This window comes from uncultured Selenomonas sp., assembly GCF_963528755.1.
Taxonomy (GTDB): Bacteria; Bacillota; Negativicutes; order Selenomonadales; family Selenomonadaceae; genus Selenomonas.
In genome coordinates this window covers 105190-120204 of the sequence record NZ_CAURXA010000005.1, presented here as the reverse complement: position 1 = coordinate 120204, position 15015 = coordinate 105190, and the positions used below count along the sequence as shown (strand labels likewise).

Genomic DNA, 15015 nt, shown 5'->3' with positions numbered 1-15015 from the left:
CGCTTCCTTAATCCCCTTCCCATCACTCGCAGGTCAAATGGCGATTGTCCATCAGGCAGTTCTCCTGGCTCCAGTTCATCGCTCCCCTGCGCCTTCCCAAGGCATTCGCCCCAGTGACATTCCTTGCAGGGTTGCTCGCTGCTACAGTGGCGGGACCGCTCCGGCTTCTACCGAATTCCCTATTAAGTCTTGCGACACCTGATCCAACGATATAAAATTCCTATAAAAGAATAGCATTGATTTATTTCTATGTCAAGCATAGAAATTCGATAGGAATCATTCTCTTTGCGAAAAATTCCCTATTCAACATAGTGGCTAAAACTGCCAATGACGAGCGTCGGAAACTCCTTCTTGAGTCGTTCCAAAAACTCCCTCGCACCGACTGCCTCGCCCTGCGCCTCGGGCATGACTTCGAGGAAGGCATCGGGGTCAACATTGAGGTTGCGCACCTGCACCATGTTGACGGGCAGCTCGCGAAAGAAGCTGCGCCACGCTTCAAGTTCTTCGGCGCGGTCGTTGAAACCTGGGAAGAAGAGCATGTTGAGAGACACGTACACGCCGTGCGAAAGCGCGTAGCGGATCGACTCCTTGACATCGGCGAGCGTGTAATTGCTGCGGTAGTAGGCCGCATAGCTCTCCTCGATGGCGCTGATGATGCTCACACGCATGGAATCAAGACCGGCGTCGACGATCTTTCGGATGCCCTCGGTATAGCCGGCATTCGTGTTGATATTGATCTGCCCGCGCTTCGTCTCAGCGCGAATCAGGCGCTCGGCTGCCGCGATCGCATCCGCCGCAAGCGACGGCTCACCCTCACAGCCCTGCCCAAAACTCACGATGGCGTCGGGCGCGGTCGAAAGGTGATAGATGCCGACCTGCGCAATTTCCTCGGGCGTCGGACGGAACGCGATGCGGCTCTGCGGCGAAGGACAGCACTCAGCGGGCTGCAGGGAGATGCAGCCGAAGCAGTTCGCATTGCAGACGGGCGACGTCGGTATGCCCGCTTCCCAGCGACGGTAGAAGAGATTCTGCGCTGTGCAGCAGTGCCACTTCAAGGAGCAGCCCGCCACCTGTTCGACGATGCGATTGCCCGGCAGATCCTTTTCAACGCGGCGCACGAGTTTCTTGAGTTCTCGCGTATTGTAGTATACGGGATCCCACTTCATATTCTCATCCGTGTAGAGAGCCGCCGCATAGAGATCGTCCTTGTAGAGCACGACCGCTGTGTAGCCGTAGAGAGCGAGTCTTTCGGCCCTCTCCTCGCGCTGAAAGGCAGGCAGAAAGAGCCGCGTATAGCCCGCAGGCAGGATGGCGGCGACGGCGCGTCCCGCCAGAGGCAGCATCTCGCCAGCCGCCGTCATTCCCATCGCCGCGCGCTCGGGCAGGAACATCAAGTCCGCCGACTCGGGCAGAGGAATGAGGTCGGCAGGCGCAAGCGGCACGAGTGTATCACCCGAGCGCCCCAGTCCCGCGATGCCCGGCGCATCGAAGATCGCCCCGTCCTCATCGGCGTAAAGCGCACGTATTTCCGCCTTCATGCTTCGCCCTCCTGCCTCTCGGCCTGCGGTACAGCGCTGCTTTTCTCCGCACTTTCCCTCTCCTGCGCTTCCTGCTTTGCCGCCTTTTTCTTGCGCGGGTTGTAGCGGTTCATCGCCATGTCGATTCCATCCGTCACGATGCACTCGACGGCGGGCAATAAATAAGAAATCGCCTCTTGAATCTTCGGCGCGTCGTCTGCGGGAAAAGGCGCAAGCACATGCCTGACTACCGTCCAACCGGGCAAAGGACGCCCAATGCCAATGCGAACGCGCGAGAAGTCCGCCGAACCGATGTGCGCGAGAAGCGACTTAATGCCGTTATGACCGCCCGCGCTTCCCTTGCGCCGCAGACGGATCGTGCCCGCCGCGATGTCCATGTCGTCATGCGCGACGATCAAATCCTCTGGCGCGAGCTTGTACCAATCGAGCAGAGGGCCTACCGCGCGTCCGCTCTCATTCATGTAGGTCAAAGGCTTGACGAGCAGCACCTTCTGCGCGCCGATGCGCCCTTCGGCTGTAAGCGCGTTGAACTTCTCACGCCAAGCATCGACGCCAAGTCTTTCAGCCAAGGCGTCGACAAGCATGAAGCCGACATTGTGCTTCGTACGTGCATACTCCGCCCCAGGATTTCCGAGGCCAGCAATGATCTTCATCGTATTCCTCCGAACGTTTCTGGAATCTCCCCGCAAAACATTGCGGCAAGTCTGCTAACACGATTCTATCGCACGAAATGCGCCTTGTCAAAACAACCTTTGCGCACGAGGTAAAAAGCGGGTAGAATAAAGGAAAGCATTCATCATAAAGGAGGAACACATCCATGAACCACCTTGAAGAAGCAAAACTTCTGCGACAGGAGCCGGGCGGCCGTCACTACAACTGCGCGCAGTCGCTCCTCGTGCCCTTCGCCGCCGAAATCGGCATGGAAAAGGAAGCAGCTGACGCTCTCGGCGCCTTCTTCGGCGCGGGCATGATGCATGGCTCTGCCTGCGGCACGCTGACCGCCGCGCTGATGATCCTCGGCAAAGCGGGCAAGGATAAGGAAACGGCGAAGAAGCTCGTCGACGACTTCCTCGCCGCCCACGGCACGACGGACTGCCGATGTCTTCTCGCCGCCACCGAAGAAAAAGGCGTCACACGCAAGGAAAACTGCGACGGGCTTGTTTTTGACATGTGTCAAAAGCTCGCGACACTTCTGACTGAGACAAAGTGACCCTATGCCGCTCATCCGTATCCCAGCGCAGCACCATGACCAAAGGAGATTTCGATGGCAAAAAAGCCGCAGGAAAATATCTTGAAAAACATAGAAACGCTTGACGCGATCGCCGCGCCTCTCTTGCGCTGGTTTCATAGCGAGAAGCGCGCACTGCCGTGGCGTGAAGAACCTACGCCGTACCGCGTGTGGGTGTCCGAGATCATGCTGCAGCAGACGCGCGTCGAGGCTGTCAAACCGTACTTCGAACGCTTCGTCGCCGCGCTGCCTGACGTACGAGCTCTCGCCCGAGCCGACGAAGACACGCTGATGAAGCTCTGGGAAGGTCTCGGCTACTACAGCCGCGCGCGCCACCTGCAATCTGCCGCGCGTCTCATCTGCAGCGACCATGGCGGCGAGATTCCCGCGCGCTTCGACGACCTGCTCGCTTTGCCCGGCATCGGCCGCTACACAGCAGGCGCCGTCGCCTCCATCGCCTTCGGCGAGCGCCGTCCTGCCGTTGACGGCAATGTGCTGCGTGTCATCATGCGCCTCCTCGCCTGCCCGGCTGACATCTTGAAGGAGAGCACGAAGCGCGCTGTCGAGGAAGCACTGATCGCGCATCTGCCCGAAAATGCTGGCGACTTCAACCAAGCCTTGATGGAGCTCGGCGCCCTCGTCTGTCTGCCGCGCGGCGCCGCACGCTGTCCCTCCTGTCCGCTTGAACGCCTATGTCTCGCCAAGGAAGCCAATCTTCAGGCGGAATTGCCCCAAAAAACGCCGCCCAAAAGGCGGCGTACGGAAAAACTTACGATCTTCCTGCTGGCGAAAAACGGTAAAATCGCCCTCGAAAAGCGTCCCGCACACGGGCTTCTCGCAGGACTTTGGGGCTTTCCTGCCATGGAAGGCCATCTTAAAAAGAACGAGGCGGCGAAGGCGCTGCAAGCCCTCGGACTTATCCCCGCAAAACTTCACGCGCTCCCCGCCGCACAGCACATCTTCTCCCATATCACATGGCAAATAGTCGGCTGGCACGTCGAACTGGCGGAAACGTCGAGCGATGAACCATCCGCTGCGACGAAATCCTCGCCTGCTTCAACCGAAGTCGTCGAGGCCAATGCACGCCCTGCCTCCCTGCGCCTCCACGAAGCCACCGCTCCCTACGATACTCAGACAAAAACGCCGCCGCTTCTCTGGGCGACGGCACAGGAAATCGCCGACATTTACAGCGTGCCTGCCGCCTACCGCAGCTACTTTCCTTATCTTCAAGCACCGGACGGGACGTCTTCCTGATTATTTCGGCAAAACATCCTGCTTTCGCGGCTCTACAATATTTACCAGCAGCTGATTCAGCCGGCTGCACAGTTCTACCTCATTCCGTACAAGACAGTCCGCCACAGAAAGGACGCTCTGCGCCGGCTCATGCGTCAATCCCGAGGCGATGGCAATGTCCGCGGCACGCATCGCCTCCACATCATTATGACCATCGCCGATGAAGACGACGCGATGCCCTGCGGCACGATATTTTTCAACGACGGTTTCTTTCTTTATGATATTCATAAGCTCTACCACTCGGTTGTTCTCTATCTTTCCCTCGGAGCAGTAGGCTTCGCAGCCAATTCGTGCGACGAGTTTCGCGACCCAGCACGAAAGATTTCCCGTAGCGATAGCGCAATGCGCACGATTCTTCCGAATGAACTTCACGATCGGCTCATGAAGTTCCACCCCCGCCAAAAGTGCATCAATCTCATCGATCGGCAGCTTCCCAAGAAGGACGACGCGCCGAATGAATGATTCGACAAAAGGGACATGTCCCATGACTGTCTGCCGCGTAAGCTCTTCAATCTCTTCTTCCATCGAAAAATGTTTGGCAATAACAGGAAGCGTCTCTTCCTTCGTAATCGTTCCGTCGAGATCGAAAATAAACTTTGTCATGACTCCGTCTCCCGCCCCTTTCTCATATTGCCTTTCCATGTTAAGCTATCGCGCACGGAAAAGCAAGGGAATATGTATCAGCGCTATGTCATAGCAAGTCTTTAGCAAAACCGATTCCCACGCAAAGGCAGCCGTCTGACAGGCAGAGAATGTATGCCTAAACGTTTACAGATATATGTCTCCATGGTATAATAAGCCTATATATTGATCGCAGGAAGAAATCGGCTGCAGGAGGGATTTCGGCATGTTTGACGAGAGCGACAAAGTCAGCGCCTATGTGAAGCAAAAGAACATCGGCATGAAGATCGATTACAGCGGCAAAGCAAGGCAAGTGCTCAAGAACCGTGCGCCGCAGGACGCCGGCACTGCAGACGACGAGCCGCAGGCAGAAGAGCTCGATGGCGCGAGCCGCGCCATGCGCCGCATCATTCAGCAGAAGCTTTTGAACGGCGACGAACTCATGGCGGACGAGATGCGTTTTTTGAAGCGCTCCGATACGGGACTTTACACCAAGGCGCGAGCCGCGCAGGACGCGCGCGAGGCGCTCGTAGAAAAGCTCGAAGCCGCGGCCTCAAAGGAGGAGGCGAGCGAAGCCTTCCTCATCGCAAGCGGCCTCGTGAATGAAGCTGGGAACGCCGCACGTCAAAAGGAAGCGGCAGAGGAAGCGTCTGCGCGCACGCCTTCCGCCGATACGAGGGCATCGGCAAAGACTTCCCCTGCCCGCGATTCGTTCGGTGCTCCGAAGCCGCGCACGCGCTGGAAGCTCGATGCAACGAGCGCGTCGAGCACGACCACTGCAAAAACCTCAACGACGATGAAAACCGCCGTAAACCAGCAGCCTGCGCATTCTGCAGCTGCCGCCCCCGCTGCAGTACGCGAAAAGCGTACGGGCAGCGCTCCGCCGCCCAAGACGAGTTCCGCCTTCGTGCAGCAACCCGAGGACACGACGGGTATCGAATTCATCATGGCGCGCGCTCTGCAAGCAGCATGGGCGAAATTCACGCAAACGGCGAAATATCGGGAACTCACGAGCACAGCAGAGCGCTCCGTCGAAAACCTCGACCCTGCCAGCATGACAGTAGCCACGCGCTTCTTCAGCGCTTCACGTGCCTACCGTAACCTGCCGAAACCCCGCAAGGGTGCACCGATGCAGTCGTTCGACAGCGAAACTTGACAGAGGAAAAGCCGCCCCGCGCATGGGGCGGCTTTTCATTTATCAACTGCACAGCGAGATCACGGCATCTTCCAGCAGTTCCACGCCGCCCCGCCCTGTCTTGAGCAGATAGTCAGCGTCGATGAGCGATAGCATCGCCCGCTTCAAAACAGGCTCGGAGAACTTCATGCTCGCGCGTCCCAGCTTCTCCGCGATGAAGGGATTGAGCTTCATCGAAGGCCCCAATGCCTTGCCGCGCACGCCTTGCGCCAGAAGGAGCTTCGCCTGCCACAACTGGCGCACATGGCGCACCATCAGGGCAAGCAGCACGGGCGCATACACGCCGTCCGCCGTCTGACGGCGCAGGAGGGTCAGAGCCTTTTTCACGTCCTTCTCGCTCACCGCGTCCAGCATCGCAAACGACGATACCTCGGGCAGCCCTGAGAATACAGCGGCAAGCTCCGCCCTGCCGATGCGCTTCTCCGCAGTATAGAGCGCGAGCTTTTCAAACTCCTTGTCGAGATACGAGAGCGAGACTTCATGCATCATGGAAACGGCGCCCATGAAATACGCATGCGCCTCGCGATCAAACTCCCTGTGAATCTCGGCGAGCTTTCCCGCGAGCCAATCGCCGATCTCCCACGGGCGCACGGCATCGGCATCGAGCACCGCGCCCGCCGCCTCAACCGCCTTGTACGCCTTGCGCCGCTTGTCCGCCTTGCCCGCGCAGAGGAAGATCACATAGGCGTAGTCGGGCATATCGGCCAGAAGATGCAGGAGACGCTCTTCCTTCTTGTCCACGCCGCCCTTCTTCCCTTTCGCTGCCTTCGCATCCTCGCCGTCCGCTGCCGTCCGCTTCTTCTCGCGAAAAAACGGACTGTCCTGCACGAGCACGACATGCTTGGGCACGAAGAACGGCACCATTTCCAAGAGGCCGATAAGCGCATCGGCATCCATGTCGGGCGCGGCTTCTTCCAGAGTGTCCTGCAGGCCCTCGCCTGCGGGAAAGAGGCGCTCTAAGATCGCCGCCTTCGCCTTCTCGATATAGTAATGCTCCTCGCCCGCGAGCAGGTAGACATGCTTCGGCTCTCCCTTGCGGAGCGCCGCCATGAACGGCCCGTACTTCAACGCCTCACCCCATCCGTCAAAACAGAAGCTATGGCAAAAAAGCCATAGCTTCTGCACGCTTCCTATAAAAATCTGCTAAAAATCTGCGCCCTTACATCACATTCTGCGGCTTGCCCGCAAGGTACGCCTGCACATTTTTGAAGGCGATGACGGCACGCTTTTCCATCGCCTCCTGCGTCGCAAAGCCGACGTGCGGTGCGAGAATGACGTTCGGTGTATGAAGCAGCGGATGATCGCCCGCGATCGGCGGCTCGCCCTCGAAGACGTCGATGCCCGCCCCCGCGATGCGACCTTCCTTGAGGGCGTCTGCCAGAGCCTTGCTGTCGACGACGGGGCCGCGCGCCGTGTTGATGAGGATCGCCGTCTTCTTCATCTTGGCAATCTCTTTCTCGCCGATCAGACCCTTCGTCTCCGCCGTCAGCGGCACATGCAGCGAAACGATGTCCGAGACTTCCATCAGCTCGTCGAGACTCACATACTTCGCCCCGTCGATCTTCGCTTCCTTGCGGTTGTAGTAGTACACCTCACAGCCGAACGCCTGCGCGAGCGCGATCGTGCGCCTGCCGATGGCGCCTGCGCCGACGACGCCGAACTTCTTGCCCGAAAGCTCGATGCCGAGGAGACCGGCGCGCGTCTTGCCCGCACGCACCGCCTCATCTGAGGCAAGCATCTTGCGGTAGAGTCCGAGTGCCAGGCCGATGGCAAGCTCGCTGACCGCCTCATTGGCGTAGCCCGAGCAGTTGGAAACGACGATGCCATGCGCCTTGCAGTAGTCCATCGCCACATGGTCGACGCCCGTGAAGGCGACGCTCAGGAACTTGACGTCCGAAAGCTCCTGCAGGACGTTTTCCTTGAACGGCATGTTCGCGAGCATGACAAGCTCCGCCCCCTTGGCGCGCGCCGCCTTTTCCGCGTCGTCCTGCGGCGGCGTATTGCAGTAGACCATCTCAAGGTCTTGCGGCAGATACTCCTTTTTCAGCGCCTCCGCCTGCGCCTCCGAGATTCCCAGCGGCTCCGTGATTACGAGTTTCATGCGAATCCTCCCTTTCTTGAATGACAAGAATGTTTGGATGCCTCCCCTTGCCCCGCATCCGATATTGCGCTTTCATTATAGCATATCGGCCTGCCAAATTCATCCCATCGGCGTGAGCAATCGCGCATAAACTTTCCGCTGCCCGGCTTCCCGGCATCATTTCATCTGCCTTCCCAGCTTCCTAAAAAACCTCACGCTTCTGCTCCCTTTTCTTTTGCTCCCAAAAATGCTATAGTCAGAGACGAAACGAAAGACAAGGAGCGATACCATGAATCCATCGAAAAAAGGCGTCGCACTCGTGGCGCTCGGCGCGCTGCTCTGGGGCGGCTCGGGCGTCGCCGCGCAGTTCCTGCTGCAGCAAAAAGGATTTTCCACCGAATGGCTCGTCATGATGCGCATGACGCTCGCAGGCATACTGCTTCTGCTGCTCGATGCGGCAAAGAACCGCGAGAGCATCTTCTCCGTTTGGCGAAACCGCACGGCGACGAAGCGGCTCCTCTTCTTCAGCCTGTTCGGCATGCTCGGCGTGCAGTACACGTACTTTTCTTCCATCGAGCACGGCAACGCGGCAGCGGCGAGCGTCCTGCAGTACCTGATGCCGATCATCGTCGTCCTCTGGCTCGCTCTGAAGAGCCGCAGCCTGCCCTCGCTGCGCGAGAGCGGCTGCGTGCTGCTCGCCTTCGTCGGCACATTCCTCATCTTGACGCGCGGCAGTCTCTCGACTCTCGCCATCCCGCCCATCGCTCTCTTCTGGGGAGTCGCTTCCGCTTTCTGCGCTGCCATCTACACCATACAGCCCAAATGGCTGCTGGACAATTTCCGCTCGCCTCTCGTCATCGGCTGGGCGATGCTCCTCGGCGGCTTCCTGCTCATGTCCTTTCGCGCACCGTGGAACTTCGCCGGCGTCTTGGACGCCGCCTCCGTCGCCGTATTCATCTATGTCGTCCTCTTCGGTACGGTCATCGCCTTTTGGTCATATCTCGAAAGCCTCAAATACATCCGGCCGAGCACCATCGGCATCCTGAGTTCCATCGAGCCTTTATCCGCTGTACTCCTCTCCACTATGCTGCTCGCCGTCCCCTTCGGCCTCACCGAATCGGTCGGCGTCGTGCTGATCCTGTTCTCCATCGCGCTTCTCAACAAACGCTGACGCAGTATTTTACAGCATGACTCTCTGCAAAACTTTCCTCTCGCGCTATACATTTCCAAATAAATCATGTATGATGAAAGAGGTCAACAAACGACGATTTCAAGGAGGAGAAATCTATGGGCAATATTGACACCACCTGCGTGAATGCGATCCGCGCACTTTCGGCGGACGCCGTGCAGAAGGCGAACTCCGGCCATCCGGGCCTGCCGCTCGGCGCAGCCCCGATTGCTTACGAACTTTGGGCGCACCACATGAAGCACAACGGCAAGAATCCAAACTGGGCGAACCGCGACCGCTTCATCCTCTCCGCCGGGCACGGCTCCGCCATGCTCTATTCCCTGCTGCACCTCTTCGGCTACGGGCTGACGCTCGACGACCTCAAGAACTTCCGCCAGGACGGCTCCTTGACGCCCGGCCATCCCGAGTACCGTCATACGAAGGGCGTGGAAGCCACGACGGGACCGCTGGGCGCCGGCATGGGCATGGCGGTCGGCATGGCGATTGCCGAAGCGCACCTCGCCGCCGTTTTCAACAAGCCGGATTTCCCCATCGTCGATCACTACACCTTCGCTCTCGGTGGCGACGGCTGCATGATGGAGGGCATCTCCTCCGAGGTCTTCTCGCTCGCGGGCACGCTCGCGCTCGACAAGCTCATCGTGCTCTACGACAGCAACAACATTTCCATCGAGGGCGGCACCGACCTCGCCTTTACCGAGGACGTGGAAAAGCGCATGGCGGCCTTCGGCTTCCAGACGCTCACGGTCGAGGACGGCACGGATCTCGCCGCCATCGGCAAGGCGATCGAAGAGGCGAAAGCGGACAAGAAGCGGCCGTCCTTCATCACGATCAAAACGAAGATTGGCTTCGGCTGCCCTGCCAAGGAAGGCAAGGCGAGCGCCCACGGCGAACCGCTCGGCGAAGAAAATCTGCGCGCGCTCAAGGAAAATCTCGGCTGGGAAAATCCTGCCGAGAGCTTCTGCGTTCCTGCCGCCGTCTACGAACATTACGAGAAGCTCGCCGCTGAGGGTGCGGCTCTTGAGGCAAAGTGGAACGAGCTTTTTGCCGCCTACTGCGCGAAATACCCCGAGGAGAAGGCTCGCTGGGATGCGTTCCACGCGCCCGTCGATGCTGCGGCGCTGCTCAAGAGCGAGGACTTCTGGGCGTACGAGGACAAGCCCGCCGCGACGCGCGCTTTGTCGGGCAAGATGATCCAGCGTCTCAAGGAGATCGTGCCGCAGCTCATCGGCGGCAGCGCAGATCTCGGGCCGTCGAACAAGACCGTGATGGACGGCGCAGGCGATTTCAGCTGCACGGATCGTGCGGGACGCAACCTGCACTTCGGCGTGCGCGAACTCGGCATGGCGGCGATCGCCAACGGCCTCGCGCTGCACGGCGGCGTCCTGCCCTACATCGCGACCTTCTTCGTGTTCAGCGATTACACGAAGCCCATGCTGCGCCTCGCCGCGCTCATGGGGCTGCCCGTCGTCTACGTGCTCACGCACGACAGCATCGGCGTCGGCGAAGACGGCCCGACACACGAGCCGATCGAGCAGCTTGCCATGCTGCGCTCGACGCCGAACGTCAACGTCTTCCGCCCTGCCGACGCGACGGAAACGGCCGCCGCTTGGTACAGCGCCGTGACGAGCAAGGATGCGCCGACCGTTCTCGCGCTCACGCGCCAGAATCTGCCGCAGCTTGCAGGAAGCTCCAAGGAAGCCCTGAAGGGCGGCTACATCATTTCCGAAGCGAAGGGGGCGCCGCAGGGCATCCTCATCGCCACCGGCTCTGAGGTATCGCTCGCCATCGAGGCGCAGGAAGAACTCGCCAAAGACGGCATCGCCGTGCGCGTCGTCTCCCTGCCGTCCGTCGACGTCTTCGAGCAGCAATCCGCTGAATACAGGGAAAGCGTCCTGCCGAAATCCATCCGCGCCCGCGTCGCCGTCGAAGCGGCCGCCAGCTTCGGCTGGGAGCGCTACACAGGACTCGACGGTGCGACCGTCACGATGCACGGCTTCGGCGCTTCCGCCCCTGCCGGCGTCCTCTTCAAGAAGTTCGGCTTCACGAAGGAAAACGTCGTCGCGACAATGAAGAAGGTTCTGGAAAAATAATCGCACACAAGAAAAAGGAGCTGCCCCGCGCAGCTCCTTTTTGCGTGCCTCAGTGAACGAGGCTCACTTGCCTACGAAATCCCATGCTTTCTTGACCTTCGCGGCAAGCCCCTCGATCTTCTTCGTGGCGACGCCGCAGACGGCGATACGCACGCCGCGCTTCAAGGGAACGGCGAAGACAAGATCATCATGCAGCTTGTCCGCCACAGCCTGCGGATCTTCCGAAGGCACGGCGAGGAAGAAGCCCGCCTTGTACGGCAGCGCCTTGAGGCCGCAGTCCTGCGCCTCCTTCATGAAGAGCGCACCGCGCGAGCGCACGATCTGATAGAGCGCATCGCGCTCCTTCTCGTAGGCGGTGAGAAGCGCCGCATCCTGCTGAATCGTTGCCAGCAGCGCCATCGCGCCGCGATTGATGTTAGACCATGTCGCACGGCTCGAAAACTTGTTGACGTCAGAGAATTCCTCAATGACGGCGCGGCTTGCGGAAAGACCGACGATTGCTCCCGTGCGCTGCCCGTAGAGCGTATACCCCTTGGACATGCTGAAGGCGAACATGATGAATACATTCTCGGGAAGATGCGCAAACTTCTCCATGAAGCCGCGCGTCTCGTCCTTCGTGCCGCTGTACTCGATGTAGGCGATATCAACGAGAACGCTCATGCGCTTGCCCTTCTTCGCATGGGCCTTTACGGTCGCAAGAACCGCATCCCAGTCCTCATCGGAAAGCGTATAGCCCGTCGGATTGTGTGCAGGCGTATTGAGGATGATGAGAAGAGAATCCTGTTTTTCGAGAAGCGCCTCCACCTTCGCCGTGAAAGCGGCAGCATTGAAGGCAAGCGCCTCGTCGAAGAGCTGGAATGTCTCCAAGCGCCGCCCGATATTCTGACAGAGCGCGTTGTAAGGGCCCCAGAACCAATCGGCAGTGAGCACGGCTTCGCCGATCTCCGAGTAGTTTTCGATCGCGTGGTGGATGGCGCCCGTGCCGCCCGCCGTCGCGACGGCCTCGACATAGCCTTCCGGCCGATGATTGCCGAAGACGATGTCCTTCACGCTCTCAAGATATGCAGGCAGACCCGCGACAGGCGCATAGGCGATGATTTCGGGAATCGGCAGCTCGCGCAGCACCTTCTCGACCGTCGGTATGCAAGCGAGCTTTTCATCCTCGCCAAAGATCGCACCCAATGTGGCGTTCGTGATCTTCTCTGCTCCATGCTCCTTCGCCGCCATCGTCGCCGCGCCGCTCGCGGCGAAAATCACGTCGTTCAGAACTTTATTTTCCGTATGCGATGCTGCCATCTTCGTGCTCATTTTATATGAAGCCTCCCACTTGCCTTGTTTCCTGCGGAATCACCGGATGTATCGGCGCTCCCTTATTTCTTCATCGAGTCCCGCTCAGCCGCGCGGAAAGAACTCGTCGTGGATCGCGTTCGCCGCTTCCTTGAGCCTATCCTTCGTGATCAGGCAGGAAATGCTGATTTCCGACGTGCTGATGATGTCGATGTTGACGTCTGCCTTCTGCAGGGCGCCGAACATGCGCGCCGCGATGCCGGGGTTGCCGAGCATGCCGACGCCAACAATGGAAACCTTCGCGACGTTCTCCTCGACGAGAACCGACACGGCGTTGAGCTTCTTCTTGACGTCCTCGACGATCTCACGCGCCGTTTCGAGATCGTCGACGGCGACAGTGAAGACCATGTCCGTCACGTTATGCTCGATGTTTCGCACGCTCTGCACGATCATGTCCACGCTCACATTGGCATCAGCGAGCGCAGAAAAGAGGGAATGTGCGACGCCCGGCTGGTTCGGCACACCCATGACGGCAAGTTTTGCCACCTTGTCGTCGTGTGCCAGCCCCCTGATTTCAAAATCCTTCTCTTCCATTGTATAAGCCTCCCTGATCATCGTGCCGGTTTTCTCGGTAAACGTCGAGCGTACATGGATGGGAATGCCGAAGTGCTTGCCCATCTCCACGGAGCGCGGCTGCATGACACCTGCGCCAAGGCGCGCCATCTCCAACATCTCGTCGTAAGTAATCTCCTGCATCTTGCGTGCACCTTGGACGAGGCGCGGGTCGGCAGAGTAAATGCCGTCCACATCCGTGAAAATCTCGCAGCTGTCCGCAGCGAGAGCGCCCGCAAGAGCCACGGCCGAGGTGTCTGAGCCGCCGCGTCCGAGCGTCACGGGATCGCCGAAGGAGTCAGCGCCCTGAAAGCCTGCAACGACGACGATATTTCCCTCATTGAGCGCTTCCTCGACGCGCTTCGGTTCGATGCCGATGATGCGCCCCTTCGTATGCACGGAATTCGTACCCATGCCGACCATCGCGCCCGTCAAGGAGACCGCCTTATGCCCCATCGAGCAGAACGCCATCGCTAAGAGCGCGATGGAAACTTGCTCACCCGTCGTCAACAGCATGTCCATCTCACGCGCATAATGGTACGGATTCTTGTCTATGCCGCGCGCCAGCTCGATGAGATCATCGGTCGTGTCTCCCATGGCGGAGACGACGACGACGACCTTGTCTTCGGGCCTCATGCCATCGAGGACACGCCGCGCCACCGCTTTGATTTTTTCCGTAGTGGCAACCGAGCTGCCGCCAAACTTCTTTACGATCAGAGCCATAACTTCCTCCTAGATTGCCCGTAGACAAGAAAAATGTCACGAGCAAAAATGTCCTTTGAGAATGGTCATTCGTTACAAAATCTCAAGAAATGAGCTTGACCGCCTTATATTATACAAGAATTTCATGTCCACGTCTAGCGAGAAACAAAAAAATACAAAATGCAAATGGACAACCACGCTTCTCCATGCTATATTGCTGGAAAAGGAAGTGATTGCATGGGAAAGACGCGACTTATCGTGCCGGAAGGACTGACTTGTATGGCGCTTCGGGAGTTTTTGCAGAAGGAGTGCGGCTTCTCCACGACGCTCTGGAAAAAACTGCGGCGTTCGGGCACGTTCTCGCTGAACGGACGCCCCACCAACGCCGCACAGACCCGCATCAAAAGCGGCGATGAACTTTGCTGGCATCTGTCGGAAGAGAGCCGCATCGCGCCCGAAGACATTCCGCTCGACATTCTCTATGAGGACGCGACGCTTCTCATCGTCAACAAGCCCGCAGGCATGCTCGTTCATCCGACGGGCGGCGAGCACAGTCATACGCTCGCCAATGCCGTGCTCTTTCACTATGAAGCGCACGGTGAAAAGCACGCCTTTCATCCCGTGCACCGCCTCGACCGCCAGACGAGCGGACTCGTGCTCATCGCCAAGGAGGCGCACATGCAGCACCTCTTGTCCGCACATGACGCAATCGAGCGCATCTACTTTGCCGTCATCGAAGGCAAACTGCCCGAGCCTTGCGGCACGATCGCTGCGCCCATCGCGCGCCGCCCCGGCAGCATCATCGAGCGCATGGTCTCACCTGCGGGAAAATACGCCGTCACGCACTATGAAACGCTTGCAGAGCATGGCGGGCTTTCGCTTCTCGCGCTTCGCCTGGCAACGGGACGCACGCATCAGATCCGCGTCCACCTCGCGCACCTCGCTCATCCGCTCCTCGGCGATGACCTCTACGGCGGCAGAACGGATCGCATCGCCCGTCAAGCGCTGCACGCCCATCACCTGCGCCTTCGTCATCCGTCGAGTGGCGAAGAAATCACCGTGCACGCACCTCTGCCTACAGATATGTCCGTCTTTTTCCCCGAAATCTACGGTAATTTTTCTCTTTTCACGAAAGATTCATGACGCTTTCATTAAATTATGATATAATAGAGTGGTAAAC

The 15015-nt window shown here is 58.9% G+C and carries 13 protein-coding genes and 1 riboswitch; of the genes, 6 read left to right on the top strand and 7 right to left on the bottom strand.

Annotated elements, in window-relative coordinates; translation table 11 throughout:
• Window positions 1–36: 36 nt before the first annotated feature.
• Window positions 37–217, bottom strand: a riboswitch (cobalamin riboswitch).
• A gap of 82 nt (window positions 218–299) precedes the next feature.
• Together RWS31_RS07410 and pth are read right to left on the bottom strand one after the other, a co-directional pair.
• Window positions 300–1538: a radical SAM protein gene (locus RWS31_RS07410; protein ID WP_314597176.1), complete on the bottom strand. Its 1239-nt coding sequence runs from the start codon at window positions 1536–1538 to the stop codon at window positions 300–302.
• On the bottom strand, window positions 1535–2191 hold the full coding sequence (gene pth, locus RWS31_RS07405; RefSeq protein ID WP_314597174.1) for an aminoacyl-tRNA hydrolase: 657 nt from the start codon (window positions 2189–2191) through the stop codon (window positions 1535–1537). The genes RWS31_RS07410 and pth overlap by 4 nt, the downstream gene beginning before the upstream one ends.
• 164 nt (window positions 2192–2355) lie before the next feature.
• On the opposite strand from pth, the gene RWS31_RS07400 reads away from it, so the two are divergent.
• Together RWS31_RS07400 and mutY are read left to right on the top strand one after the other, a co-directional pair.
• Entirely contained in the window at window positions 2356–2748 is a 393-nt protein-coding gene (locus RWS31_RS07400; RefSeq protein ID WP_314597172.1) for a C-GCAxxG-C-C family protein, read from the top strand.
• 54 nt (window positions 2749–2802) lie between these two features.
• Entirely contained in the window at window positions 2803–4020 is a 1218-nt protein-coding gene (gene mutY, locus RWS31_RS07395; protein ID WP_314597170.1) for an A/G-specific adenine glycosylase, read from the top strand.
• Here mutY and RWS31_RS07390 read toward each other — a convergent pair whose 3' ends face one another.
• A complete protein-coding gene (locus tag RWS31_RS07390; protein ID WP_314597168.1) occupies window positions 4021–4662 on the bottom strand; it encodes an HAD-IB family phosphatase in 642 nt (213 codons plus the stop codon).
• Window positions 4663–4906: 244 nt separating this feature from the next.
• On the opposite strand from RWS31_RS07390, the gene RWS31_RS07385 reads away from it, so the two are divergent.
• Entirely contained in the window at window positions 4907–5836 is a 930-nt protein-coding gene (locus RWS31_RS07385) for a hypothetical protein (RefSeq protein ID WP_314597166.1), read from the top strand.
• A 42-nt stretch (window positions 5837–5878) separates the two neighbouring features.
• Here RWS31_RS07385 and holA read toward each other — a convergent pair whose 3' ends face one another.
• Window positions 5879–6943 (bottom strand): DNA polymerase III subunit delta, encoded by a 1065-nt coding sequence (gene holA, locus RWS31_RS07380; RefSeq protein WP_314597163.1) that lies wholly within the window; start codon window positions 6941–6943, stop codon window positions 5879–5881.
• A 91-nt stretch (window positions 6944–7034) separates the two neighbouring features.
• A complete protein-coding gene (locus RWS31_RS07375; RefSeq protein WP_314597161.1) occupies window positions 7035–7976 on the bottom strand; it encodes a 2-hydroxyacid dehydrogenase in 942 nt (313 codons plus the stop codon).
• Window positions 7977–8244: 268 nt separating this feature from the next.
• Here RWS31_RS07375 and RWS31_RS07370 point away from each other — a divergent pair, with 268 nt between their 5' ends.
• Both RWS31_RS07370 and tkt read left to right on the top strand, forming a co-directional pair.
• Window positions 8245–9126 carry a DMT family transporter gene (locus tag RWS31_RS07370; protein WP_314597160.1) on the top strand — a complete coding sequence of 294 codons (882 nt, stop codon included), beginning with the start codon at window positions 8245–8247 and terminating at the stop codon, window positions 9124–9126.
• Between the two features lie 116 nt (window positions 9127–9242).
• Window positions 9243–11234, top strand: a complete 1992-nt coding sequence (gene tkt, locus RWS31_RS07365) for a transketolase (RefSeq protein ID WP_314597158.1) — start codon at window positions 9243–9245, stop codon at window positions 11232–11234.
• Window positions 11235–11297: 63 nt separating this feature from the next.
• Here the strand turns inward: tkt and RWS31_RS07360 are convergent, their stop codons facing one another.
• Both RWS31_RS07360 and RWS31_RS07355 read right to left on the bottom strand, forming a co-directional pair.
• Window positions 11298–12542: an aminotransferase class I/II-fold pyridoxal phosphate-dependent enzyme gene (locus RWS31_RS07360; RefSeq protein WP_314597156.1), complete on the bottom strand. Its 1245-nt coding sequence runs from the start codon at window positions 12540–12542 to the stop codon at window positions 11298–11300.
• Window positions 12543–12626: 84 nt separating this feature from the next.
• Window positions 12627–13856 (bottom strand): aspartate kinase, encoded by a 1230-nt coding sequence (locus RWS31_RS07355; RefSeq protein ID WP_314597154.1) that lies wholly within the window; start codon window positions 13854–13856, stop codon window positions 12627–12629.
• A gap of 216 nt (window positions 13857–14072) precedes the next feature.
• Here RWS31_RS07355 and RWS31_RS07350 point away from each other — a divergent pair, with 216 nt between their 5' ends.
• Window positions 14073–14978, top strand: coding sequence for an RluA family pseudouridine synthase (locus RWS31_RS07350; RefSeq protein WP_314597152.1), 906 nt, complete (start codon window positions 14073–14075; stop codon window positions 14976–14978).
• Window positions 14979–15015: the final 37 nt, after the last annotated feature.